This window comes from Plantactinospora soyae (assembly GCF_014874095.1).
Lineage (GTDB): Bacteria > Actinomycetota > Actinomycetes > Mycobacteriales > Micromonosporaceae > Plantactinospora > Plantactinospora soyae.
On the sequence record NZ_JADBEB010000001.1, the window covers coordinates 7,624,463 to 7,646,701 of the forward strand.

At 71.7% G+C, this 22,239-nt stretch carries 24 protein-coding genes; 11 read left to right on the forward strand and 13 right to left on the reverse strand.

The genetic code is table 11. The annotated features are described in order from the left end of the window. Positions 1-7: 7 nt before the first annotated feature. The 7 genes from H4W31_RS33440 to H4W31_RS33470 are packed head-to-tail and all read right to left on the reverse strand — an operon-like array spanning position 8 to position 6,088. Positions 8-793, reverse strand: a complete 786-nt coding sequence (locus H4W31_RS33440) for an IclR family transcriptional regulator (RefSeq protein ID WP_192770262.1) — start codon at positions 791-793, stop codon at positions 8-10. Beyond that, positions 790-1,170: a 4-carboxymuconolactone decarboxylase gene (gene pcaC, locus H4W31_RS33445; RefSeq protein ID WP_192770263.1), complete on the reverse strand. Its 381-nt coding sequence runs from the start codon at positions 1,168-1,170 to the stop codon at positions 790-792. Before pcaC ends, H4W31_RS33440 begins: the two co-directional genes overlap by 4 nt. Continuing rightward, positions 1,163-1,990 carry a 3-oxoadipate enol-lactonase gene (gene pcaD / locus H4W31_RS33450; protein ID WP_192770264.1) on the reverse strand — a complete coding sequence of 276 codons (828 nt, stop codon included), beginning with the start codon at positions 1,988-1,990 and terminating at the stop codon, positions 1,163-1,165. Before pcaD ends, pcaC begins: the two co-directional genes overlap by 8 nt. Next, complete coding sequence (pcaB, locus tag H4W31_RS33455) at positions 1,987-3,462, reverse strand: 3-carboxy-cis,cis-muconate cycloisomerase (protein ID WP_192770265.1); 1,476 nt, start codon at positions 3,460-3,462, stop codon at positions 1,987-1,989. Before pcaB ends, pcaD begins: the two co-directional genes overlap by 4 nt. Beyond that, positions 3,437-4,111 (reverse strand): protocatechuate 3,4-dioxygenase subunit alpha, encoded by a 675-nt coding sequence (gene pcaG / locus H4W31_RS33460; RefSeq protein ID WP_192770266.1) that lies wholly within the window; start codon positions 4,109-4,111, stop codon positions 3,437-3,439. The genes pcaB and pcaG overlap by 26 nt, the downstream gene beginning before the upstream one ends. Continuing rightward, on the reverse strand, positions 4,104-4,889 hold the full coding sequence (gene pcaH, locus H4W31_RS33465) for a protocatechuate 3,4-dioxygenase subunit beta (RefSeq protein ID WP_192770267.1): 786 nt from the start codon (positions 4,887-4,889) through the stop codon (positions 4,104-4,106). Before pcaH ends, pcaG begins: the two co-directional genes overlap by 8 nt. A 14-nt stretch (positions 4,890-4,903) precedes the next feature. Beyond that, positions 4,904-6,088, reverse strand: coding sequence for a thiolase family protein (locus tag H4W31_RS33470; RefSeq protein WP_192770268.1), 1,185 nt, complete (start codon positions 6,086-6,088; stop codon positions 4,904-4,906). Positions 6,089-6,594: 506 nt separating this feature from the next. Here H4W31_RS33470 and H4W31_RS33475 point away from each other — a divergent pair. From H4W31_RS33475 to H4W31_RS33510, 8 genes are all read left to right on the forward strand, one after another. Next, positions 6,595-7,554: an ABC transporter substrate-binding protein gene (locus H4W31_RS33475; RefSeq protein ID WP_192770269.1), complete on the forward strand. Its 960-nt coding sequence runs from the start codon at positions 6,595-6,597 to the stop codon at positions 7,552-7,554. After that, on the forward strand, positions 7,551-8,399 hold the full coding sequence (locus tag H4W31_RS33480; RefSeq protein WP_192770270.1) for an ABC transporter permease: 849 nt from the start codon (positions 7,551-7,553) through the stop codon (positions 8,397-8,399). The genes H4W31_RS33475 and H4W31_RS33480 overlap by 4 nt, the downstream gene beginning before the upstream one ends. Positions 8,400-8,553: 154 nt before the next feature. Next, complete coding sequence (locus H4W31_RS33485; RefSeq protein ID WP_192770271.1) at positions 8,554-9,363, forward strand: ABC transporter permease; 810 nt, start codon at positions 8,554-8,556, stop codon at positions 9,361-9,363. Next, a complete protein-coding gene (locus H4W31_RS33490; protein WP_225945803.1) occupies positions 9,360-10,313 on the forward strand; it encodes an ABC transporter ATP-binding protein in 954 nt (317 codons plus the stop codon). The genes H4W31_RS33485 and H4W31_RS33490 overlap by 4 nt, the downstream gene beginning before the upstream one ends. Continuing rightward, complete coding sequence (locus H4W31_RS33495; protein WP_192770272.1) at positions 10,310-11,914, forward strand: thiamine pyrophosphate-binding protein; 1,605 nt, start codon at positions 10,310-10,312, stop codon at positions 11,912-11,914. Before H4W31_RS33490 ends, H4W31_RS33495 begins: the two co-directional genes overlap by 4 nt. Positions 11,915-11,963: 49 nt before the next feature. Then, the gene (locus H4W31_RS33500) at positions 11,964-13,424 is read left to right on the forward strand and encodes a benzaldehyde dehydrogenase (RefSeq protein WP_192770273.1); all 1,461 of its coding nucleotides are present in this window, start codon (positions 11,964-11,966) and stop codon (positions 13,422-13,424) included. A 47-nt stretch (positions 13,425-13,471) separates the two neighbouring features. Beyond that, a complete protein-coding gene (locus tag H4W31_RS33505; RefSeq protein WP_192770274.1) occupies positions 13,472-14,674 on the forward strand; it encodes a CynX/NimT family MFS transporter in 1,203 nt (400 codons plus the stop codon). A 71-nt stretch (positions 14,675-14,745) separates the two neighbouring features. Then, positions 14,746-15,918 carry a 4-hydroxybenzoate 3-monooxygenase gene (locus H4W31_RS33510; protein WP_192770275.1) on the forward strand — a complete coding sequence of 391 codons (1,173 nt, stop codon included), beginning with the start codon at positions 14,746-14,748 and terminating at the stop codon, positions 15,916-15,918. A gap of 82 nt (positions 15,919-16,000) precedes the next feature. Here H4W31_RS33510 and H4W31_RS33515 read toward each other — a convergent pair whose 3' ends face one another. The 6 genes from H4W31_RS33515 to H4W31_RS33540 form a co-directional block, all read right to left on the reverse strand. Further along, the gene (locus H4W31_RS33515) at positions 16,001-16,450 is read right to left on the reverse strand and encodes a DoxX family protein (RefSeq protein WP_192770276.1); all 450 of its coding nucleotides are present in this window, start codon (positions 16,448-16,450) and stop codon (positions 16,001-16,003) included. A 133-nt stretch (positions 16,451-16,583) separates the two neighbouring features. After that, positions 16,584-16,910: a protease inhibitor I42 family protein gene (locus H4W31_RS33520; protein WP_192770277.1), complete on the reverse strand. Its 327-nt coding sequence runs from the start codon at positions 16,908-16,910 to the stop codon at positions 16,584-16,586. 46 nt (positions 16,911-16,956) lie between these two features. Then, complete coding sequence (locus tag H4W31_RS33525) at positions 16,957-17,778, reverse strand: C1 family peptidase (protein WP_192770278.1); 822 nt, start codon at positions 17,776-17,778, stop codon at positions 16,957-16,959. Between the two features lie 257 nt (positions 17,779-18,035). Further along, entirely contained in the window at positions 18,036-18,890 is an 855-nt protein-coding gene (locus tag H4W31_RS33530) for a hypothetical protein (RefSeq protein ID WP_318783552.1), read from the reverse strand. Between the two features lie 151 nt (positions 18,891-19,041). Beyond that, entirely contained in the window at positions 19,042-19,233 is a 192-nt protein-coding gene (locus tag H4W31_RS33535) for a DUF397 domain-containing protein (RefSeq protein ID WP_192770279.1), read from the reverse strand. Continuing rightward, positions 19,220-20,017, reverse strand: a complete 798-nt coding sequence (locus tag H4W31_RS33540; RefSeq protein ID WP_192770280.1) for a helix-turn-helix domain-containing protein — start codon at positions 20,015-20,017, stop codon at positions 19,220-19,222. Before H4W31_RS33540 ends, H4W31_RS33535 begins: the two co-directional genes overlap by 14 nt. Positions 20,018-20,250: 233 nt before the next feature. On the opposite strand from H4W31_RS33540, the gene H4W31_RS33545 reads away from it, so the two are divergent. From H4W31_RS33545 to H4W31_RS33555, 3 genes are all read left to right on the forward strand, one after another. Further along, the gene (locus H4W31_RS33545; RefSeq protein WP_192770281.1) at positions 20,251-20,616 is read left to right on the forward strand and encodes a hypothetical protein; all 366 of its coding nucleotides are present in this window, start codon (positions 20,251-20,253) and stop codon (positions 20,614-20,616) included. A 3-nt stretch (positions 20,617-20,619) separates the two neighbouring features. Next, positions 20,620-20,868 (forward strand): flavin reductase, encoded by a 249-nt coding sequence (locus H4W31_RS33550; protein WP_192770282.1) that lies wholly within the window; start codon positions 20,620-20,622, stop codon positions 20,866-20,868. Between the two features lie 613 nt (positions 20,869-21,481). After that, positions 21,482-22,147 (forward strand): response regulator, encoded by a 666-nt coding sequence (locus H4W31_RS33555; protein WP_192770283.1) that lies wholly within the window; start codon positions 21,482-21,484, stop codon positions 22,145-22,147. The last annotated feature ends 92 nt before the right edge of the window (positions 22,148-22,239 follow it).

Here is a 22,239-nt window from a genome sequence, read left to right on the forward strand (position 1 = left end):
CGCGGACTTACCGGACCTGTCCGCCGCGCAGGTCCTCCTCGATCCGTTTCGCGGCGCCGAGCAGGGGTGGCAGCAGTTCCCGGCGGATCACGTCCGAACTGCCCCGACTCGCGTGCGCCGAGACATTGAGGGCGGCGATCACCGAACCGTCGGCATCGCGGATCGGGGCGGCAAGCGAGCGCAGCCCCTCCTCCAACTCCTGGTCGACGATCGCGTAGCCCTGGCTGGAGATCCGGGTCAGGATGGTCCGCAGCTTCGTCGGATCGGTGACCGTACGCCGGGTCAGTGCCCGAAGTTCCGCCTTACCGAAGTAGTCGTCCAGCCACTGCTGCGGCTGGGCGGCCAGCAGTACCCGCCCCATCGAGGTGGCGTACGCCGGAAATCGGGTGCCGACGCTGATCGCCACCGTCATGATCCGTTTGGTGGGTACCCGGGCGACGTAGACCACCTCGTCGCCGTCAAGGACCGACAACGAACAGGACTCGTGCACCTGCGCGACGAGGCTCTCCATGTGCGGCTGGGCGACCTCGGGCAGGCTCAGGCTGGACAGGTAGGCGTAGCCGAGCTCCAGGATCCGGGCCCGCAACGAGAAGAGCCGGCCGTCGGTACGCATGTAACCCAGCTCGACCAGGGTGAGCAGGAACCGCCGGGCCGCCGCCCGGGTGAGGCCGGTCGCGCGGGCGACCTCGCTCAGGGTCAGTTGGGAGTGATCCGCGTCGAATGCCCGGATGACCGCGAGTCCTCGTTCCAACGACTGGACGAACTCGCCGGTCCGTGCCGTCTCCTCGGTCACCCGTCCTCCTGCCGCAGGGTCTCCTGGGCGACCTTGAACGCCCGGTTCGCCGCTGGAACGCCAGCGTAGACGCTCACCTGAAGCAACACTTCCCGGACCTCCTCGCGGGTCAGCCCGTTGCGCAACGCGGCCCGCACGTGCATCGCCAGTTCCTCGTCGTGGTGCAGTGTGGCCAGCACCGCGAGAGTGATGCAACTGCGGGTACGCCGGTCCAGCCCCGGTCGGGTCCAGATGTCGCCCCAGGCGTACCGGGTGATCAGGTCCTGGAAGTCCGCCGTGAACTCGTCGGTGTTCGCGACCGCGCGGTCGACGTGCGCGTCACCGAGCACCTCACGCCGCACCGCCATGCCGGCCTCGTGCCGTTGCCGGTCATCCATCCACCCGCTCCTTCCGTAGGTCGTCGCCCGGCCGGTGTTCCGGCCCGGGACCGTCGGCGCCGACCAGATGGTCGAGCAGCAGCCGGCTGACCCGATCCGGTTGCTCCACACTGGCCAGGTGGGCGGCGTCGCCGACCACCCGCAGTCCGGCTCCGGGAATGCCGTCGACCAGTACCCGGGCGTGTTCGATCGGGATCGCCGGATCGTTGGCGCCGGCGATGACGAGGGTCGGGGCGACGATCCGGGCCAGGTCGGCCCGCAGGTCCATCCCGGCGATGGCCTCGCAGCAACCGGCGTACCCCTGGGCCGGGGTGGCGGTCAGCATCGACCGGTACTCGGCGACCTCCGACGGCCGGGCGGCGGCGAACCCCTTCGTGAACCAGCGCGCCAGCACCACGTCGGCGACCGCCTCGACGCCACCGGCCCGGGTCGCGGCGGCGCGGTCCCGCCAGCCCTGGGCCGGCGGGAGGAAGGCCGAGGTGCAGAGCAGGACCAGCCGGTCGACCCGATCGGGCGCATTGGCGGCGAGCCACATCCCGACCATCCCGCCGAGGGAGAGCCCGGCGTACGACGCCCGGCGTACCCGCAGGTCGTCGAGGAGGCGCAGCACCGCCGTACCGAGTTCGGCGATGGTGTACGGACCGTCGGGTACGTCGGAGTCGCCGTGCCCGAGGTGGTCGTACCGGACCACCCGGAAGTGCTCGGTGAGCGCGGCCAACTGCGGCTGCCACATCGCCCCGGAGGTGCCCAGCGAACTGCCGAGTACGAGTACCGGGGCGTCGGTCGGCCCGTCGACATTGGCGTGCAGGCGAGATGTCATGCCCCGTCCTCCGGTGCTGTGGGGGTCGACGGGTCCGTTGCGACCGCCCGGTCCGCCCCGCTCCCCCGGTACGCGGCGGACTCCCGGAAGGCGGCGAGTGCCCGGTCGACGAAGGTGCCCGCCGAACCGAGCCAGTTCGCCGGGTCGAGTGCCTGGTCGAGGTCGCCCTCGCTCAGGTGTGTCCGGACCGCCGGGTCGGCGAGCAGCCCGGCCCGGAAGTCCGGGGCGGCGACCGCCCGGGCCACCACGTCGTGCGCCTCCGCCCGCCCCAGTACCGGGGCGAGCCGGGCGGCCACCGCCTCGGCCAGTACCCGGCCGCCGAGCGCGTCGAGGTTCGCCCGCATCCGCTGTGGACGTACCTCGAGGTCGGCCAGCATCCGGGCGGTCCGCGCGCAGGCGCCGCCAGCCAGTCGCAGCAGGTCGAGCAGCGGTTCCCACTCGGCGTGCCAGCCGCCGGTGGCCCGCTCGTGTTCCTGCACCGCGGCGGCGTACAGCGTGGCCAGCAGGCCCGGACCGCGCCGGGCCGCCGCACCGACCAGGACGGCGTCCACCGGGTTGCGCTTGTTCGGCATCGCCGACGACCCACCCCGGCCCGGACCGCCGCCCTCGGCCACCTCCGCCACCTCGGACTGGGCGAGCAGCCCGACGTCGAGGCCGAGCTTGCCGGTCGCGGCGAGCAGTCCGCCGAGCGCCGCTCCGAGGTCGAGCAGGGGTTGCCGCCGGGTGTGCCAGGGCAGCAGGGGCGTGCCGAGGCCGAGCCGGGCGGCCAGCCGCTCGGCGACCTGCGGTCCGGCCGGTCCCAGCGCGGCCAGGGTGCCGACCGCCCCGCCGAGCTGTACCGGCAGCGCCGTCCGGGCCGCCACCAGCCGGTCCCGGGCGTCGAGGAGGCCGACCAGCCATCCGGCGGCCTTGAGCCCGAACGTGGTCGGGGCCGCCGCCTGGCCGAGCGTGCGGGCCAGCATCACGGTGTCCCGGTGCCGGCCGGTGTGTGCGGCGGCGGCGTCGATCGCGGCGTCGAGGTGGCTCAGCATCGGTCCGGTGGCCCGGACCGCGACCAGCACGAGCGCGGTGTCGAGCACGTCCTGGCTGGTCGCGCCGTGGTGCACCCAGGGGCGGGCCTCGACCGGTACTGCGGCGGTCAGCTGGCGGACCAGCGGAACCACCGGGTTGCCGGCGGAGTCGGCCGCCGCACCGAGGGCGGCGAGGTCGAACCGCTCGACCCGGCACTGCGCCGCGATCGCCTCGGCGGCGGCCACCGGCAGCACACCACACTCGGCGGCGGCCTCGGCGAGGGCGCGTTCCATGTCGAGCATCGCCCGCAGCAACGCCGGGTCGGCGAGTTCCGCGTCCACCTCGGCGGTGCCGAACAGCCCGGAGAGGAGTCCGCCGGCCGCCGGACCCGCCGTGCTGCCCGGCGGCGGCAGGTCCTCGGACCGCGACGGGTCCTCAGACCGCGAAGAAGACGGTCTCATCCGTACCCTGCAGGTGAATGTCGAACTGGAACCCGTCGGATGCCGGGCTTGCCACGAGGGTGGCCCGGCGGGCCGGGTCGATGGTGCCGAGCACCGGGTCGGCGGCGTTGGCGGTCTCCTCGTCCGGGAAGTAGAGCCGGGTCACCAGCCGGTGCAGCAGGCCACGGGCGAAGACCGACAGGTTGAGGTGCGGCGCCTCGGTCTCGCCGTCCGCTCCGGGCAGGGCCCCGGGCTTCACCGTCCGGATCTCGTACCGGCCCTCGGCGTCGGTGGCGCTGCGGCCGAAGCCACGGAAGCCGGGTACGTCCGACCGGTGGGCGCCGCGCGGGTCGTCGGGATGGTCGAACCGGCCCTCCGGATCCGCCTGCCAGGTCTCCACCAGCGCGTCCGGCACCAGTGCACCGGCACCGTCGAAGATCTGGCCACGAATCCAGATCGCCCCCGGCGTGCCGTCCGGTACGACCTCCGGCCCGTCCGGCCAGAGCAGCCCGATGTGCAGGTACGGCCCCACCGTCTGTGCGGGGGTGGAGCCGAGCGTCGGCGTCGCTCCCCGGGTGGGCGCCGCGGCCGGGGTCGGGGTGAGCGCCGGTACGGAGCCGTCGGCCGGGCTCGACGCGAAGGCCGGGGTCAGGTCGGGGCGTTCAGTCATCGTCGTCGCCGTCCTCGAATGGGGTGGCCTCCCGGCCGCGCAGCACAATGTCGAACTCGAAGCCGAGCGCCCACTCCGGCTCGGTCACGGCGTGGTCGTAGCGGGAGACCAGCCGCTCCCTCGCCAGCGGGTCACGGATCGAGTTGAAGATCGGGTCCTGGAAGAAGAGCGGGTCGCCGGGGAAGTACATCTGGGTGACCAGCCGCTGGGTGAACGCCTGACCGAAGAGGGAGAAGTGGATGTGCGCCGGCCGCCAGGCGTTGGGGTGGTTCCGCCACGGGTACGCACCCGGCTGCACGGTGAGGAAGCGGTAGTGTCCGTCGCCGTCGGTCAACGCCCGCCCGACGCCGGTGAAGTTGGGGTCCAGCGGCGCCGGCCAGTTGTCGCCGGCGTGCCGGTACCGGCCGGCGGCGTTCGGCTGCCAGATCTCCACCAGCGTTTTCGGCACCGGTCGGCCGGTCCCGTCGAGCACCCGGCCGTGCACGATGATCCGCTGTCCGAGCGGCTCACCGGCGTGCTGCCGGGTCAGGTCGTGGTCCAGATCGCCGAGCCGGCCCTCGCCGAGCAGCGGTCCGGTGATCTCGGTCAGCCGGTGCGGCAGCAGGGCCAGCGGCTGCCGGGGTGCCCGCAGGTTGGTCGACCCGTAGTCGGGGTGCAGCATCGGCGGGTGGGTGTCCGGATCGTCGTGCCGGTACCGGGGCAGCACGAGCCCGCTGGGCGTGGCCGAGCCGGCGGAACCGTTCCCGGACCCGGTGGATCGGATGTGGTCGGTGGTCATGGCCGTCCTTCCCGTCAGGCTTCCAGAACGACGGCCAGGCCCTGGCCGACGCCGATACAGATCGCGGCGAGACCCAGCCCACCACCCCGGCGGTGCAGTTGCCAGGCCAGCGAGCCGAGAATGCGCGATCCGGACGAGCCGAGCGGGTGGCCGAGGGCGATCGCGCCGCCGTGCGGATTGACGATCTCCGGATCAAGATCCTTCCACTCGGCGAGGCAGGCCAGCGACTGGGCCGCGAACGCCTCGTTGAGTTCCACCACGGCCAGGTCCGACCAGCCGACACCGGCCCGGCGCAACGCCTCCTCGGCGGCCCGTACCGGGCCGATTCCGAACAGTTGTGGTTCGATGCCGACGACCGCCCGGGAGACGATCCGGGCCAACGGGGTACGCCCGGCGGCCTCGGCACCGGCCCGGTCGGCGAGCAGCACCGCGCTCGCCCCGTCGTTGAGCGGCGAGGAATTGCCGGCGGTCACCGTGCCGTTCGGGCGGAACACCGGCTTGAGTCGGGCCAGCGCCTCGACGGTGGTGGTCGGCCGTACGCTCTCGTCGGTTTCCAGGTCGGTGCCGGGGACGGCGCTGACCTCGTCGGCGTACACCCCGTCGGCCCAGGCCCGGGCCGCGCGCCGCTGGCTGCGGGCGGCGAACGCGTCCTGCTCGGCCCGGGAGATGCCGTACCGGTCCACCAGGATCTCGGTGCACTCGCCCAGCGGCACGGTCCACTCGGCCGGCATCGCCGGGTTGACCATGCGCCAGCCGAGCGTGGTGGAGTGCAGGGTCTCATGCCCGCGTGGGAAGCCGGCCTCCGGTTTCGGCAGCACCCAGGGAGCCCGGCTCATCGACTCCACGCCGCCTGCGACACAGATCGAGGCGTCACCGAGCGCGATCGCCCGGGCCGCGCCGATCACCGCTTCCAGGCCGGAGCCGCAGAGCCGGTTCACGGTCGCGCCGGGCACCGACGGCGGCAGGCCGGCCAGGAGTACGGCCATCCGCGCCACGTCCCGGTTCTCCTCCCCCGCGCCGTTGGCGTTGCCGAGCAGCACGTCGTCGATCCGGGCCGGGTCGAGGTCGGGGCTACGCCGGACGACCTCCCGCAGCACGTGCGCGGCGAGGTCGTCGGGGCGTACCCCGGACAGGCCGCCGCCGTACCGCCCCATCGGGGTTCGGACGGCGTCGAGGACGTAGACGTCGTTCGTCACCATTTCTCCTTACTGCCTGGATCATCCTGCCGGTCCGCCGATCCGGTCGATCGGGCCGGCTCGGGGTGGCCGGCAGCGACCGGGGTGGCGCAGCCGACGGCGGACGGTGACCGGCGGCAGTTGGCAGCCGGGTGGCCGGACTGGTATGCCGGAGGGAGGCTCGGGCCGGACGGGCGACCACGGGCGAGCGACGAAACGATCTTCGTCATACGCCCCCTCGTCGCGTCCGGTCCGCCGACCACGATCCGTTCGATATGCGGACTACCGTACTTATGTCGAACGTAATCCCCGGCCCCCCGATCCGTCAACGAGACCTCGGCCCGCTCGCCCCGGCATTCCGGGACGTTGCCGAGAAGTTGCGGGGCGCTTGTTGACGTGAACTCGGTCACTGTGCCAACGTTCCAAATGAGAACATTCGTTCGGCTAGCGACCACCAACACCACCCCCCAAGGCTCCAACGGAGCCGCCAAGCCCGGTCCCGACAGGACCGCCGGACGCCGGGAGACCCCATGCGCCGTCTCGCCGCCACCACCACCGCCTTCGTCACCCTCTTCGCCGTCGCCGCCTGCGGCTCCTCCGACGACTCGCCCGAGGGCGGATCCGGCGGCGTCGACCGGGTGAAGGTCGGCGCGATACCCATCGTCGACGTCGCCCCGCTGCACCTGGGCAACGCGAAGGGCTTCTTCCGGGAACAGAACATCGAGATCGAGGTGGTCAACACGACCGGTGGCTCCATCGCCGTCACCGGCGTGGTCAGCGGCCAGTTCGACTTCGCCTTCGGCAACGTCGTTTCGCTCATCCAGGCCCGTTCGCAGAACATCCCGGTCAAGGCGGTCACCGTCGGCAACTCCTCCACCGGCAAGCCGGGCGCGGACTTCGGCGGCGTCGTGGTGCCACCGGACAGCCCGATCAAGGACGCGGCGGGGCTGGCCGGCAAGAACATCGCGATCAACAACCTGAACAACATCACCGACACCACCACCCGGGCATCGATCCGCAAGGCCGGCGGCGACCCGTCGAACATCAAGTGGACCGAGCTGCCCTTCCCGGAGATGCCGGCCGCGGTGATGGGCAAACGGGTCGACGCGGCCATGGTCGTCGAGCCGTTCTTCACCATCGCCCAGAACCAGGGTGCCCGGGTCGTCGCCTACAACTTCGCCGAGGCGATCCCGAACATGACGGTGGCCGCGTACTTCGCCACCGAGCAGACCATCAGCCAGAAGGCCGACCTCACCGGTCGGTTCAAGACCGCGATGGACAAGTCGCTGAAGTACGCCCAGGAGCACCCGGAGGAGGCCCGCCAGGTGCTCCAGACCTACACCAAGATCGATCCTGCCGTGGCCGCGAAGATCGTCCTGCCGGCCTGGCCCGCCGAGATCAACCGCGAATCGGTGCAGACCCTGGCCGACCTGATGGTGACCGACGGCCTGATCAAAGAGAAGGTTGACGTGTCGGAAATTCTGCCGTGACGCCAACCGCCACCGTTCCACCGCCCGCCGCGACCGCACCGGTATCCACCGGTCGGTCCGGCGGGACCGGGCCGCGCGGCGGCAACGCGCTGCTCGGACTGCTCGGCTTCGCCACCTTCCTGGCGCTGCTCGAGGTGGTGCCGCGCACCGGGCTCGTCTCGGCGAACTACCTTCCGCCGACCAGCCGGATCGCCGGGGCCCTGGCCGAACTGCTCGGCGAGGGCCGGTTCTGGGTCGCCGTCACCGACACGCTGCAGGGCTGGTTTCTCGGTCTGGCGATCGCGGTCGCCCTCGGCGTCGTGGTCGGCTTCGTCATCGGCACCGTACCGGTGCTGCGCGAGTTCACCGCCTCGACGATCGAGTTCCTCCGGCCGATCCCCTCGGTGGCGCTGATCCCGCTCGCCGTGCTGCTGTTCGGCAGCGAGCTGAACTCCGTACTGCTGCTGGTGGTCTACGCCGCGTTCTGGCAGGTCCTCGTCCAGGTGCTGTACGGCGTACGGGACGTCGACCCGGTCGCCCGGGACACCGCGTACACCTTCGGGTTCAGCCGCTGGACCCGGATTCGGCACCTGCTCTGGCCGACCGCCCTGCCGTACCTGCTCACCGGGATCCGGCTCGCCGCCGCCGTGGCCCTGATCCTGGCCATCACCGCCGAGCTGATCATCGGCGCCCCCGGGTTGGGCAACGAGATCAACCGCGCACAGTCCGGTGGCGCCGTCGACTCGATGTACGCCCTGATCATCGTCACCGGGCTGCTCGGAGTCGCGGTCAACGTGCTCGCCCGGCGACTCGAACGCGCGGTGCTCTCCTGGCATCCGTCGGTCCGCGGCGAGGAGTCACCGTGAGTGCGAGGAGTGAGCCGGGTTTGCGAGCCCCGCAGTCGCGAACGAAAGACGGCACCGTGAGTGCGAGGAGTGAGCCGGGTTTGCGAGCCCCGCAGTCGCGAACGAAGGGTGACTCATGAGCGCGAGCCCAGCGACACAAACGGGACGTAAGTCCATGGGCGCGATCGCCGGGACGGTGGGGCGAGGGCTGCGCTGGGTCGCCGCGGTGCTGGGCCTGCCGGTCGCGCTGCTCGTCCTCTGGTGGGTGCTCTCCGCCGACAGCGAGACCTTCTACCTGCCGCCGCTGTCGGAGATCCTGGCCGCCTTCGACGATGTCTGGCTGCGCAGCGACCGGCTACAGGCCGACGTACTGCCGAGCCTGCTCCGGCTCTCCGCCGGCTTCATCCTCGCGGTCGTCCTCGGCGTCGGGCTGGGCGTACTGATCGGATCGTTCCGGCGGGTACGCGCGTTCTTCGAACCGGTACTGGAGTTCCTCCGGGCGGTCCCGCCGCCGGTACTGGTACCGGTGCTGATGCTCTTCGCCGGGTTCGGCAACACGATGAAGGTGCTGGTCGTCCTCTCCGGCTGCGTCTGGCCGATCCTGCTCAACACCGTCGAAGGGGTGCGGGCGGTCGACGAGGTGTTGACCGAGACCTGCCGCTGTTACGGCATCCGCGGCCCGGCCCGGGTCTGGCACCTGGTCATCCGGTCCGCCTCCCCGCAGATCCTCACCGGCCTCCGACAGGCCCTCTCGGTGGGCATCATCCTCATGGTGATCAGCGAGATGTTCGCCGCGAACAACGGGCTGGGCTTCAGCATCATCCAGTTCCAGCGGACCTTCGCGGTCACCAACATGTGGACCGGCATCCTGCTGCTGGGCCTGCTCGGTTTCCTGCTCGCCGTACTGCTGCGACTCTTCGAGCGGCGGGCCCTGCACTGGTACTTCGGCCTACGGCAGTCACAACGAGACGATGGGCACCGATGAACGCGACAGGTAACTCCCCCGAGGCCGCCGGACCACTGCTCGACGTCCGCGCGCTGCGCAAGGTGTACACCGGGCGCAACCGGTCGGTCGAGGCGGTCCGTGACCTCACCTTCTCCGTCGGCACCGGTGACCTCGTCTGCGTCGTCGGCCCGTCCGGCGCCGGCAAGACCACCCTGCTCAAGTGCATCTCCGGGCTGCTCGCGCCGACCTCCGGCGAGGTCTTCCTGGAGGGTGCCGCCGTGCAGGGGCCAGCACCGGGCATGGCCGTGGTCTTCCAGGAGTACGGTCGCAGCCTGTTCCCGTGGATGACGGTGCAGCAGAACGTGGAGCTGCCGCTGAAGCAGAAGAAGCTGCCCCGCACCCGCCGCCAGGAGCTGGTCCGCAACTCGCTGGAGGCGGTCGGCCTCGGCGACGTGCCGGGTGCCTATCCCTGGCAGCTCTCCGGCGGCATGCAGCAGCGGGTGGCGCTGGCTCGTGCGGTCGCGTACGAACCGCACATCCTGTTGATGGACGAGCCGTTCGCCGCGGTCGACGCGCAGACCCGGGCGGACCTCGAAGACCTGGTCCGGTCGCTGTGGCAGCGGCTCGGCGTGACGATCCTGTTCGTCACCCACGACATCGACGAGGCGGTCTACCTCGGCCAGCGGGTACTGGTGCTCTCCTCCTCGCCGACCGTGGTGCTGGACGACGTCGCGATCGACCTGCCCGCCGAGCGTGACCAGCTCAGCACCCGGTCGTCGACGCGGTTCGCCGAGCTGCGGGCCCAGGTGTTCGGGCAGATCCAGCGCGCCAAGCACCAGTCCGGCGAGCCGGGGCCGGCCGCCGGATCGGAAACGGACGCCGGATCGGAAACGGACGCCGGGGCTGTGCCGCCGGCAGAGCCCCGGGACACCGACACCGGGCCGGAGACGACGGAGGAGCGGCAGCCGACCGACGCGGGCACCCGATGACCACGGTCCGGGACGCCACCCTGGGCGTACTGCGGCAATGCGGGGTGGACCGGGTGTTCGGCAATCCCGGCTCGACCGAGATCCCGTTCCTCGCCCACCTGCCCGACGACCTGACGTTCGTCCTCGCCCTGCACGAGGGCTCCGTGGTCGGGATGGCCACCGGGTACGCGCTGGCCACCGGAGCGCCGGCAGTGGTCAACCTGCACACCACGGCGGGGCTCGGCAACGCCGTCGGGGCCCTGGCCACCGCTCGGGTCAACCGGGCGCCGCTGGTCGTACTGGTCGGGCAGCAGGATCGCCGGCATCTGGCCGAGGAGCCGTTCCTCGCCGGGCGGCTGGACCAGCTCGCCGGCCCGTACCCGGTCTGGGTGGACCAGCCGGTGCGGGCCCAGGACGTCCCGGCGGCGGTACGCCGGGCCTGGCACGAGGCCGCCCTGCACGGCGGGCCGGCGATCGTGGTGGTGCCGATGGACGACTGGGCCGTCGAGATCGATCCCTCCCTCGGCCTGGCCGCGCCGGTCACGGTCCGGCAGGCGGCTCCCGCGCCCGGCCCGGCCGTCGACGAGGTGGCCGGGCTGCTCGACGCGGCCACCTCCCCGGTGCTGGTGGTCGGGGCCGGCGCGGACGACCGGGCCAGCTGGGACGCGCTGGTCGACCTGGTGGACCGGATCGGGGCACCGGTCTGGCAGGAGGCGTTCGGCGCCCGGGCCGGCTTCCCGCAGGACCATCCCCGGTTCGCCGGCCACCTGCCGGTGAACCGGACCAGACTGCGCTCGGTACTGGCCGGGCACGACCTGGCCCTGGTCGTCGGGACCGCCGCCTTCCGGCAGTACGTCTACGAGCCCGGCCCACTGCTTCCGGACGGGCTGGCCGTGGCGGTCGTCTCGGCAGACCCGGCCGAGTTGCACCGCAGCCACGCCGACCTCGCGGTACGCGCCGATCCGGCGACGTTCTGCGCCGCGCTCGCCGGCCGGGTCGCAGCACGGGACCGGCCGGCACCCGCCCGACCTGTCGCGCCGGCCCCGGTCCCACCGCCGGTAACCGGGGAGCCGATGTGGGCGACGCAGGTCTTCGCCGCGCTCGCCGAGCGGCTGCCCGCCGACGTCGTACTGGTCGAGGAGAGCCCCTCGTCGCGGCCTGACCTGCACCGGCTGCTGCCGGCCCGCGCGCCCCGCGGTTTCGTCTCGGCGGCAATGGGCGGCCTCGGCTTCGGCCTGCCCGCCGCGGCCGGGCTGCGCCTCGGCGATCCCAGCCGGCCGGTGGTCGCGTTGCTCGGCGACGGTTCCTCGCTCTATGCGATCCAGGGACTGTGGAGCGCCGCCCGGTACGGCTGCGGCGTGCTGTACATCGTGCTGTCCAACGGCCGCTACGCGGTGATGAACCAGCTCACCGAGCGGTACGGCGGCACCGCGCCCTGGCCGGCGTTCGAGGAGGTCGACGTGCACGGGCTGGCCCGCTCCCTCGGCTGCCCGTCGCGTCGGATCCGGAGCCATGCCGAACTGGTCGCCGTGCTGGACGAGGTGGTCCCGACCCTCGCCGACCGGACCGAACCCCTGCTGCTCGACGTGCCGGTGAGTGCCGAGCCGTACCCCAAGGCCTGACCCGCTCGGCGTCGCCCCCGCGACGCACCACCACCCCAAGGAGGATTCCGTGGCTCTTCTCGATTCGACGACCTGGCACGGCAGGGTCTACAGCGACGGCTGGGTCCGGGCCGACGGTGGCGACGCGGCCGTACTCGAACCGGCCACCGGCGAGGAGATCGGCCGCACCGGGATCGCCAACGCCGCCGACATCGCCCGGGCCGCCGCCCGCGCCGCGCAGGCTCAGCGCGACTGGGCCGCCACCAGCTACGACAAGCGGGCCGCGGTGCTGCGCCGGGCCGGACAACTGTGGGAGGAGCACGCGGCCGAGGTCGGCGACTGGATCATCCGGGAGACCGGCTCGGTGCCGCCCAAGGCGACCCTGGAGACCGATACCGCCGCCCAGGAGTGCTACGAGGCGGCCTCACTCGCCTCGCACCCGCTCGGCGAGATCATCCAGAGTGCACAGCCCCGGCTCAGCCTGGCCCGCCGGCTGCCGGTCGGGGTGGTCGGGGTGATCTCCCCGTTCAACGTGCCGATCATCCTCGGCATCCGTTCGGTCGCCCCGGCGCTGGCCCTGGGCAACGCGGTGGTGCTCAAGCCCGATCCCCGGACCGCCGTCGCCGGCGGGGTCGCGATCGCCCGGATCTTCGAGGAGGCCGGGCTGCCGCCGGGCGTGCTGCACGTGCTGCCCGGCGGACCCGACGCGGGTGCGGCACTGGTCGCGGACCCGCACGTCCGCCTGATCAGCTTCACCGGTTCCACCGCCGCCGGCCGGCAGGTCGGACAGGCCGCCGCCCGGCACCTCAAGCGGGTGCTCCTGGAACTCGGCGGCAACTCCGCGCTGGTCGTGCTCGACGACGCCGACCTGGACCTGGCCGTCTCGGCCGGCGCCTGGGGCTCGTTCCTGCACCAGGGGCAGATCTGCATGACCACCGGCCGGCACCTGGTGCACGAGTCGCTGGCCGAGGAGTACATCGGCCGGCTGGCCGAGAAGGCCGACCACCTGCCGGTCGGCAACCCGGCCCGGGAGCACGTGGCGCTCGGCCCGATCATCGACGAGCAGCAGCGGGACAAGATCCACGCGCTGGTCACCAGCAGCGTCGACGCCGGAGCGACCCTGGTCGCCGGTGGGACCTACGAGAACCTGTTCTACCGGCCGACCGTGCTCTCCGGGATCACCCCGGCCACCCCGGCGTACGCGCACGAGGTCTTCGGCCCGGTCGCGCCGGTGCTCAGTTTCGCCGACCTGGACGAGGCGGCGAAGCTGGCCGCGGACAGCGAGTACGGCCTGTCGCTGGGCATCCTCAGCCGCGACGTGATGAAGGCGATGGCGTTCGCCGAGCGGGTCCCGAGCGGCATCGTGCACATCAACGACCAGACGGTCAGCGACGAGGCGGTCGCCCCGTTCGGCGGGGTCTCCGGTTCCGGCAACGGGCCCCGGCTCGGCGGTCCGGCGGCCAACCTCGCCGCGTTCACCGAGACCCAGTGGGTCACCGTGCAGGGCGACATCACGAGGTACCCGTTCTGAGCCGCGAACCCCGGCTTCCCGGTGCGACGCCGGCCGACCGTGCCCCCGTGGCCGGCGCCGCCGACGTCGCACCGGAGGGCCGCCCCGGGTCCGCCCGGGTTGGCTGGCTGACGCTGCTCGGCATCGTCCTACTGGCGCTGAACCTGCGCGCGGCGATCGCCGCGGTGCCGCCACTGCTGCCCGACATCCAGCTCGACCTCGATCTCGGCCGTGGTGCGGCCGGCCTGCTCACCACCCTTCCGGTCCTCTGCTTCGGCCTGCTCTCCCCGCTGGCCGCACTGCTCGGCCACCGGATCGGCATCGAACTGGCACTGCTCGGCGCGATGCTCGGCATCGTCGTCGGCAGCCTGACCCGGACCCTGCCGCACACCGGATGGCTGTTCGCCGGTACCGCGATCATCGGAGCCGGGATCACCGTCGGCAACGTGCTCGTGCCCAGCGCGGTCAAGCAGCACTTTCCCGGGCGGCCGGGGCTCGCCACCGGGCTCAGCACCGCGTCGCTGACCACCGGGGCGACGCTGGCCGCGGCGGTCAGCGCCCCGCTGGCGTACAGCGTCGGGCTGGGCTGGCGGGGCTCGCTGCTCGCGTTGGGTGGCCTCGCCACGATCGCGGCACTCGGCTGGCTGCCGCAGCTACGCCGTCGCCATCGCGCCGTGGCACCGGACACCGGCGGCGACGGTCGGGGCAGCATCCTGCGCTCCCCCGTGACCTGGCAGTTGGCCGTCTTCATGGGCACCCAGTCGATGCTCTACTACGCGATGCTGACCTGGTTGCCCAGCCTGCTGCGGGACCAGGGCGTCGACCCGACCCGCGCGGGTGGGGCACTGGCCCTGTTCAACCTGCTCGGCATCGGCACCGCGTTGCTGGTGCCCACGCTCGCGGTGCGACGCCACGACCAGCGCGGGCTGGCGCTGGTGATCTGCGCGGGCTGGGCGGTCGGGCTGCTCGGGCTGCTCACCGTGCCGTCGCTCTACCCGCTCTGGACCTCGGTCGCCGGACTCGCCCAGGGTGCCTCGATCAGCCTGACCCTGACCCTGCTCGTGCTGCGGGCCCGGACGCCCGCGTCGGCACGCGCGCTGTCCGGCGCCGTACAGTCGGTCGGCTACCTGCTGGGCGCCACCGGTCCGGTGCTGGTCGGCGGGTTGCGTGACCTGTCCACCGGCTGGGGCCTGCCGCTGGCCGCGTTGACGGTCGTGACGGGAGCGATGGCGCTGAGCGCGCTCGGCGCGGGCCAGAACCGGCAGGTGTGACGGGCCGACGGCGACGATTCGTGGAAGTCGGAGCCTGATTCGTGGAAGTCGGAACCTCAGAGAGGGGAACGATGCGTACCCAGGTCGGGATCATCGGGGCGGGGCCGGCCGGCCTGCTGCTGTCGCACCTGCTGCACCGCAGCGGCATCGACTCGGTGGTGCTGGAGCGTCGCAGCCGGGACTACGTGGAGCACCGGGTCCGGGCCGGCGTACTGGAACAGGGCTCTGTCGACCTGCTCCGGCGTACCGGGCTCGGGGATCGACTGGACCGTGAGGGGCTGCGGCACGAAGGCATCGAGTTGCGCTTCGGCGGTACGGCGCACCGGATCGCGATGACCGAGCTGACCGGGCGGGCGATCACCGTCTACGGGCAGCAGGAGGTGGTGAAGGACCTGATCGCCGCCCGTACCGCCGTGGGTGGTGAACTGCGGTTCGAGGTCGAGGACGTACGCCTGTCCGGGCTCGACTCGACCTCGCCGGTGATCCGGTTCCGGCACCAGGGGCGCGAGGAGGAGTTGCACTGCGACTTCGTCGCCGGCTGCGACGGCTCGCACGGGGTGAGCCGCGACGCGGTGCCGGCCGGCGTGCTGACCGAGTACGAGCGGCAGTACCCCTTCGCCTGGCTGGGCGTACTCGCCGCCGCCGCACCCGCGGCCTCAGAACTCATCTACGCGCACCATGACCGGGGGTTCGCGCTGCACAGCATGCGCTCGCCGGAGATCTCCCGGCTCTACCTACAGGTCGCACCGGACACCGACATCGCGGACTGGCCCGACGACCGGATCTGGTCGGAGCTGCGGACCCGGCTGGAGACGGTGCCGGGCTGGTCGCTGAACACCGGACCGATCCTGGAGAAGAGCGTCACCGGGATGCGGAGTCTCGTGGTGGAGCCGATGCGGTGGGAGCGGCTGTTCCTGGCCGGCGATGCGGTGCACATCGTGCCGCCGACCGGCGCGAAGGGGATGAACCTGGCGCTGGCCGACGTCGCGCTGCTCGGCGACGCGTTCGCCGCCTGGTACGACGAGGGCCGCGACGATCTGCTGACCGGTTACTCCGACACCGCGCTGCGCCGGGTCTGGCGGGTCCAGCACTTCTCCTGGTGGATGACCTCGCTGCTGCACCGGCTGGCGACGGACGACCCGTACGAGGCGAAGTTGCAGCTCTCCACCCTGCACTACGTCACCTCGTCCCGGGCGTACGCCACCAGCCTGGCGGAGAACTACGTCGGACTCGCCGAGGTCTGACGCACTTCGTGGCACACCGGGTCCCGTCCGATCTGCGCCGATCAGCGGACGGGGCCCGGTGCGGACCAGTGGGCCCGGTCGGCTATCCCGCGGGCGCGGCGACCCGGCCGGTGCTCTCGGCCACGGTGCGGCCCCGACGACGGGTGAGCGTGGCGTCCAGCGACCAGCGACCGGCGCCGAGTACGGCGACCAGCAGGAAGGACCAGCAGAACAGCGCCGCCGTCTCGCCGCCGTTGTTCAGTGGCAGCAGCCCGTCCGGCTGGTGCACCACGAAGTACGCGTACGCCATGGAGCCGGAACAGATCACGGCCGCGATCCGGGTGCTCAGGCCGACCAGCACGAGCAGCCCGCCCACGAACTGGATGACGGCGGCGTACCATCCGGGCCAGGTGCCGAGCGGGATCGCCTCACCGCTGCCGCGATTGCCGCCGAAGATCCCGAACAGGGAGGCGGCGCCGTGCAGCGCGAACAACAGCCCGAGTACCACTCGGAACAGTGTCGTGACGAGGTCGGTGAGTTTGGCATTGGTCATGGGACACTCCTTGCGACTGGCAGGGGTAGCTATTGGCGTCCCACGGCAACGCCACGTTATCCAGTGACATTGATGGATGTCAATAGACTCCCATTCCTGCCCGACAGGTGCCCCCTACCGGTCACGCCCGGAGCTAATCCCCAGCCACGAGGATCGCCACCTCGAACCGCCGGGTCGCCGGCTCCCCCGCCTCCCAGCCCCGCCGCAGCCCGAGCCGTACGCTGGTCCGCCCGGGGCCGACGACGGTGAACCGCAGCTGCCGGATTCCCGCGGCCCCCAACCCGTCCCGGTCCGGCCGGAAGCTGTCCCCAGCCGGAGCGAGCACGCCCACGTCGATCTCATCGAGCTGCCAGCGGAAACCCGAACTCGGCGTTTCGGGAAGCTGGACCACCACGAGGTCACCGGGCGACGGGCTGTACGATCGTCCGGCGTCGGACTCGGTCAGCTCAAGCTGAGCCATACCGGATCCCACCCCGCGACCCGCCGACCGGGAACGACCGATCCGGTCAGTGCGGCAACTCGACCGCGCAGCACGCCTCCCCCTGTTCCTGAAGCAGTCCATCGAAGTCGCCGCGCTTCATCTTGAACCGACCGCCGTGACCCCAGCCCGGACCCCAGGAATTCTGGAACAGATAGGCGTCCTCGTCCGCGATCCGATCGAGCATCAGATAGCAGTGTCCGCCGGATCCCGCGCCGGTCGGCGTGACGAAGCCATTCTCGTCCGGGTTGAACATGTCCTTCGTCCACGGGGTGCCCACCACGATCGAGCCCTGACTGTCGATCCATTCGTCGATCTCGGCGAGGGTGTGCGCGAACGCGAAGGCCGCGAGCCGGCCCCGCTCCCGCACCGCCAACGCCCCGGACCGTACGGTCGAGCCGTTCTCCTTGCCCGGCTCGCCGTCGATCACCTTGCACTCGTAGTAGAGCGCGTGCCCGTCGGCGTTCTGGTACGTGCCCGCGACCGGCATGGCGTCCACCCAGCCCGCCCAGCCGAACCCCACGCAGTGCCCGGTCTGCCCCTGGTCGAGCTGGGTGGTCAGCTCCCAGGCCGGTGCCGCGTCGCTGGTCGCCACGGGCTCGCGCTGGGTCCGCAGCCAGCGCCAGAAGACCAGGTACGCCCGCCAGTCCGAGAAGTACGGCGTGTCGGCGAGCACCTGTTCGATGGTCATCTGACGGATCGACTCGGATGGCTCCGCGATCTCCAGCAGGCGCGGGATGTCCCAGTCTCGCGCATCCGGCCGGTACAGCCGGCCGAGCAGCTCCGGCCCGGGTGTCTCGCCCGCGCTCGTCTCCGGTGGATCCACCGCGAAACGTCTCTCCTGCTCCATCGACTCGCCTTCGACCGGGCCCTGGCGGGCGGGGTGGGAAGCGGCCGCTGCGCGTCAAACCCGGGCTGCGCGTCAAACCCGGGCGATGCCCGGAGCGGCCCGTCCCATCCCACTTTCGCAGGTCGGAAACGGGCCGTTCCGCGTCAAGGCCGCCGCGTCACCCATTGTGCGCCCCCGGGCCGATCCCCCGGGTCCGATCCGTCGAGCGGGTCGAGACGCATTCACGACAGGAACCGGAACCGCAGCCGGGCCGGACGTCAGTCGACCGGCAGGTCGGCGCAGCCCGCCTCGTCGGGCAGCAGCGGACGCAGGCTGACCTGCCACCGCTTGCCGCCGGAGGTCCACGGGGTACGGGCGTTCGCCTTGGCGGCCGCACCGAGCAGCGCCGTCGCCTCGGCACCGCGTACGTCGACACAACCCTGGTCGAGGCCGGTTGCCGGCGGCGACCCCGGCAGGGCCGGGCCGGGCCAGGCAACCTCCGGCGGAGCGGCGATCCCGTTGTCGTCGGCCTGCCACGGGATCGCCACTGCGGCCACCGCCTCGGCCTGGTACGGCTTCGCCGCCTCGACCTTGTCCGGCCCCAGTGTCCCGGCCAGGTCGGTGAGTACGGTGATCAGCTTCTGGAGTTCCGTCCGCGCCGTACGCTGCGCCTCGGTCAGCCCGCCCGCGCCCTGGCTGCCCTCGGACAGCGCGTACACCTCCAGCACCTCAGTGCCGGTCTTGGACGACACGGTGAACCGGGTCGACGGCATGTCCGTGACGGACGGCCGGCCGAGATCGGCGGCGGAGCCGACACCGGCGGCCTGGGCCTGCGCGATCAGCCGGTCGACCTCGTCGAGCGGAATACGCTGCTGCTGAAGGCTCGGCAGTGCCGGGCCGGGGTAGATGGCGATCTGCGGGCCCTCGGTGATGACCCGCCCGTCCGCGTAAATCGTCACGATCGGCACCCGGGTCAGCCGGGTGGCCGGCGCCACATACCCGCCGACGTGCTCCACCCGGAGCACCACACCATTCGGGTCGGCCGGGCCGGGATCGCCGCCCGAACCGCCCGGCCCGTCGTCGCCCGCCCCACTGCCCTCCCGGGCACAGGCCGCGGCCAGCAGAAGCACCACGCCGATACAGGTTATCCGGACACCTCGCCACGTTCTCATGCCAATCAGACGGACCAGAGCCCCGGTCGGTTCCGTGTCACCGAGCATCACGCGATCGGGCGAGTGCGCCGTCGAGGTCGGCATGGTCGCCGGCAAACGGGCCCGGACCGGGTCAGCCCCGGCTGGCAGCCTGGCCGACGAAGGCTCGCCACGCCGCCGGCCCGAAGTTCAGCACCGGTCCGGTCGGGTCCTTGCTGTCGCGTACGGCAACCACGCCGGGCAGGTTGTCGGCCACCTCGACACAGTTGCCGCCGTTGGTGCCGCTGCGGGTCGACTTCCGCCATCGGGCGTCACTGAGGTGCATGCTGGCTCTCCACTTCCTTCAGCAGGGCGAGCGACAGGTTCTGCGGCAAGGCTACGCCGCGCACACCCTCCCACCGCCCGAGCAGCGTGGCGATCCCATCCTCGTCACCGACGACAAAATCGGCCAGCTGGTTCTCCAGGGTCCCCACCCAGTTGCCGTCGGCGGACCTGGCCAGGGCGAGCTGCCCGGAGAGACCGACGTACAGGCCGGCGTCGGCGGGGACCAGGTGCAACTGGACGTAGGGCAGCTCGGCCATCCGTATCAGGTGTCTGAACTGCTCGGCCATGATGGCGTCCCGGCGGCGCAGGGCCGACTCGTCGAGGACGAATATCGCCAGGGGCGGGTGGTCCCGGGTCAGGATTTCCTGCCGTTCGAGCCGGGATGCCACCAACTTCTCGACCTCCTCCTCTGGACGGGTGGCGTCGAAGCGCAGCACCGCGCGGGCGTAGTTCTCGGTCTGGAGCAGCCCGGGGATCAGGGTCGGGTGGTAATTCCGGAGCTGCGTGGCGGCCCGCTCGGCGTCCAGCCAGCGCTTGAACCAGATGGGCTCGCTGTCCCGCTGCGCCGCCTTGAGCAGCGACACGAACAGGCCGCCGGTCTCCAGGATCTCGTCGGCCCGCTTGGCGTACGGCATGTCGATCGGCCGCGTGCCGGTCTCCACAGCGGACACCGTCGAGGCCGAGTAGTTCGCCCGCTTGCCGAACTCCTCCTGTGACATGCCGCGCAGGGCTCGCTGCCTGCGGAGCTGGTCTCGGATGAAGGCGAACGCGTCCTCGTGTCCCATCGGACCTCCAGAAGTTTTGTCTTGATCACCAAGAGTCGCCAGTCGCCGCCGATGGCCCACCAGACCAGCGCCGTGACCTGCTCGATCGCCTTACGAGCCTAGTGCCGTCCATATCAGAGTGTCACCAAGCGGAACTGCTCGGTGACCGCCAAACGCCCGGATGGAACCTGCCTCGGGAGCCGGTCTCGACCCCCACCGAGACCGGCTCCCTCCAACTCCCCGAGGAGGTAACGATGACGCGGCTTCTCCGGCATCTGACCGGACCACGGCCCTACCCCCGCCGGAACTGGCGCCGGCTCTGGCGGTACTGCCGCTGCGGTTGGCCCTGGCGCTGCCCGGATTCCATCGAACTGGTGCCCGCGCCCTACCAGCCGCCGCCCCCACCCCGGTTGACGGAGACGGAACAGGCCGAGATCCGCGCCCTGGCGGCCACGCCATCACCCGTCACCCCGGACCCGCCTCCGCCGCCGGCCCGGGTTCGGGCGAGCAACCGTGGCCCCGGATGGGACCGGCCCACCCGCCCGCATCTGGCGAACGGCCGGCCGGGTAGGCAGGCGCCCGCGCAGGAGTACCGCACCCGGCCCGGTACGCGGACGTGACCGGTGATCGGCCCGCAGGAACGCTGGCGTAAGCACCTTCCGACGTACCCGTTGTATCGCTGCCGGGGGTGCGCCGATCCCTGGCCCTGCCATTCCGCCCGGCTGGCACTGGCTGTCGCGTACCGCAACGACCGGACGGGGCTGATGGTGTACCTCGGCGCGCACCTCGCCCATGCGCTGCAAGCGCTGCCCAACACACATCCCGCACTGCTCGCGGGGCAGATCCTCTACTGGGTGCCCCGCCGCCGCTGACCGCCTCGTCACCCGACCGGCCCGCACTCCGCAAGGATCGGGCGCGGTGGTCCGGCGGTCGACCGGAGCGCTCCGGTCGACCGCCGGACCGGCCGGTCGGGTCGGCGGGCCCTGCGGCCTGCCGCCGGGGATGTCCCTACGGGTTTCGTCATGCGGCGAGTGCGTGACCGGTCCCGATGAAGGTGTGGTTGCGGCGCGTGGCGCGGAGGACGTCAACGCGGCGTCGGGCCAAGCTGTCGGCGTACCGACCCCAGTGCAGAGACAGGTACGGCTTGACGTTCAGCGCTGCATCGGTGGTGGGCGGCTTCTCGGTGACCGGCTGCCGTGACGGCTGCGAGATCGACCAGCAGGCTCAGCCGGAACGTTGCGTGACGGGCGACCGCACAACACGGCGCGGCACTTGGCTTCCGCTTCTGCCGAGGTGAGTGCGTTGGCTGACGAAGGCAGACGGAGAGATTCTTGTTCATCCTTCGTTGAAAAAAGCGGCGTAAAACCGGCACGCTCGCCGTGCAAGTCCGCCTGAGCGCCGTTTCTAACGGTCGTTTCAGGTTCGCTCGGTATGAACTGGGCATCGCCGGGCGACGCGGGTCTCGACCCTGAAGGGCAGCCATTCGTGATTTCTGTGCTCGTGGTGGACGCCCAGCCGCTGCAGCGCCTCGGGTTTCGTGTGCTGCTGGAGTGCACCCCCGACACCGAGATCGTCGGCGAGGCCGGCAACGGCGCCGAGGCCGTTCGGCAGATCATCGAGCTGCGCCCCGACGTGGTGCTGATGGACATCCGTATGCCGGGCGTCAACGGGATCGAGGCGACCCGGCGCATCGTCGCAGCCGGTGGGCGTTCGCGGATCCTGGTGCTGACGACGTTCGACGTGGAACGGTACGCGTTCGCCGCGCTGCGGGCCGGGGCGAGTGGTTTCCTGCTCAAGGACATCGGCCCGGAGGAGCTGCTCGCCGGCATCCGGGCCGTTGCCGCTGGGGACGCGGTGATCGCGCCGACGCTGACTCGGCGGCTGCTCGACGCGTTCGCCGACCGGCTCGACGATGACCTCTGCGGACCCGTGCGGAAGGATCCCCGGCTGAGATTCCTGACCCACCGCGAGCGCGAGGTCCTCGTCGCCATCGGCCAGGGCCTCACCAACGGCGAGATCGCGCAACGGTTCACGCTGTCGGAGTCGACGGTGAAGACCCACGTCGGGCGGGTCCTCGCCAAGATCGGCGCACGGGACCGGATCCAGGCGGTCATCCTCGCCTACAACCTGAGACTCACCCGGCCGGTCTAGCATTTCATCTCGCGCGTCAGTCGAGGGCGCGACCGTAGTTCCCAGCCGCTCCACTGCCGGGTCCGCCTGCAGCCCTCCACGTCACCGCCCGT

Bases quoted from the DNA above. Each gene is read 5' to 3' on its own strand.
- pcaB (WP_192770265.1), bottom strand. From the start codon at position 3,462: ATGAGACCGTCTTCTTCGCGGTCTGAGGACCCGTCGCGGTCCGAGGAC.
- H4W31_RS33520 (WP_192770277.1), bottom strand. From the start codon at position 16,910: ATGGCTCAGCTTGAGCTGACCGAGTCCGACGCCGGACGATCGTACAGC.
- H4W31_RS33510 (WP_192770275.1), top strand. From the start codon at position 14,746: ATGCGTACCCAGGTCGGGATCATCGGGGCGGGGCCGGCCGGCCTGCTG.
- H4W31_RS33540 (WP_192770280.1), bottom strand. From the start codon at position 20,017: ATGGGACACGAGGACGCGTTCGCCTTCATCCGAGACCAGCTCCGCAGG.
- H4W31_RS33535 (WP_192770279.1), bottom strand. From the start codon at position 19,233: ATGCACCTCAGTGACGCCCGATGGCGGAAGTCGACCCGCAGCGGCACC.
- H4W31_RS33545 (WP_192770281.1), top strand. From the start codon at position 20,251: ATGACGCGGCTTCTCCGGCATCTGACCGGACCACGGCCCTACCCCCGC.
- pcaG (WP_192770266.1), bottom strand. From the start codon at position 4,111: ATGACTGAACGCCCCGACCTGACCCCGGCCTTCGCGTCGAGCCCGGCC.
- H4W31_RS33475 (WP_192770269.1), top strand. From the start codon at position 6,595: ATGCGCCGTCTCGCCGCCACCACCACCGCCTTCGTCACCCTCTTCGCC.
- H4W31_RS33470 (WP_192770268.1), bottom strand. From the start codon at position 6,088: ATGGTGACGAACGACGTCTACGTCCTCGACGCCGTCCGAACCCCGATG.
- H4W31_RS33525 (WP_192770278.1), bottom strand. From the start codon at position 17,778: ATGGAGCAGGAGAGACGTTTCGCGGTGGATCCACCGGAGACGAGCGCG.
- H4W31_RS33515 (WP_192770276.1), bottom strand. From the start codon at position 16,450: ATGACCAATGCCAAACTCACCGACCTCGTCACGACACTGTTCCGAGTG.
- H4W31_RS33495 (WP_192770272.1), top strand. From the start codon at position 10,310: ATGACCACGGTCCGGGACGCCACCCTGGGCGTACTGCGGCAATGCGGG.
- H4W31_RS33490 (WP_225945803.1), top strand. From the start codon at position 9,360: ATGAACGCGACAGGTAACTCCCCCGAGGCCGCCGGACCACTGCTCGAC.
- pcaD (WP_192770264.1), bottom strand. From the start codon at position 1,990: ATGACATCTCGCCTGCACGCCAATGTCGACGGGCCGACCGACGCCCCG.
- pcaH (WP_192770267.1), bottom strand. From the start codon at position 4,889: ATGACCACCGACCACATCCGATCCACCGGGTCCGGGAACGGTTCCGCC.
- pcaC (WP_192770263.1), bottom strand. From the start codon at position 1,170: ATGGATGACCGGCAACGGCACGAGGCCGGCATGGCGGTGCGGCGTGAG.
- H4W31_RS33485 (WP_192770271.1), top strand. From the start codon at position 8,554: ATGGGCGCGATCGCCGGGACGGTGGGGCGAGGGCTGCGCTGGGTCGCC.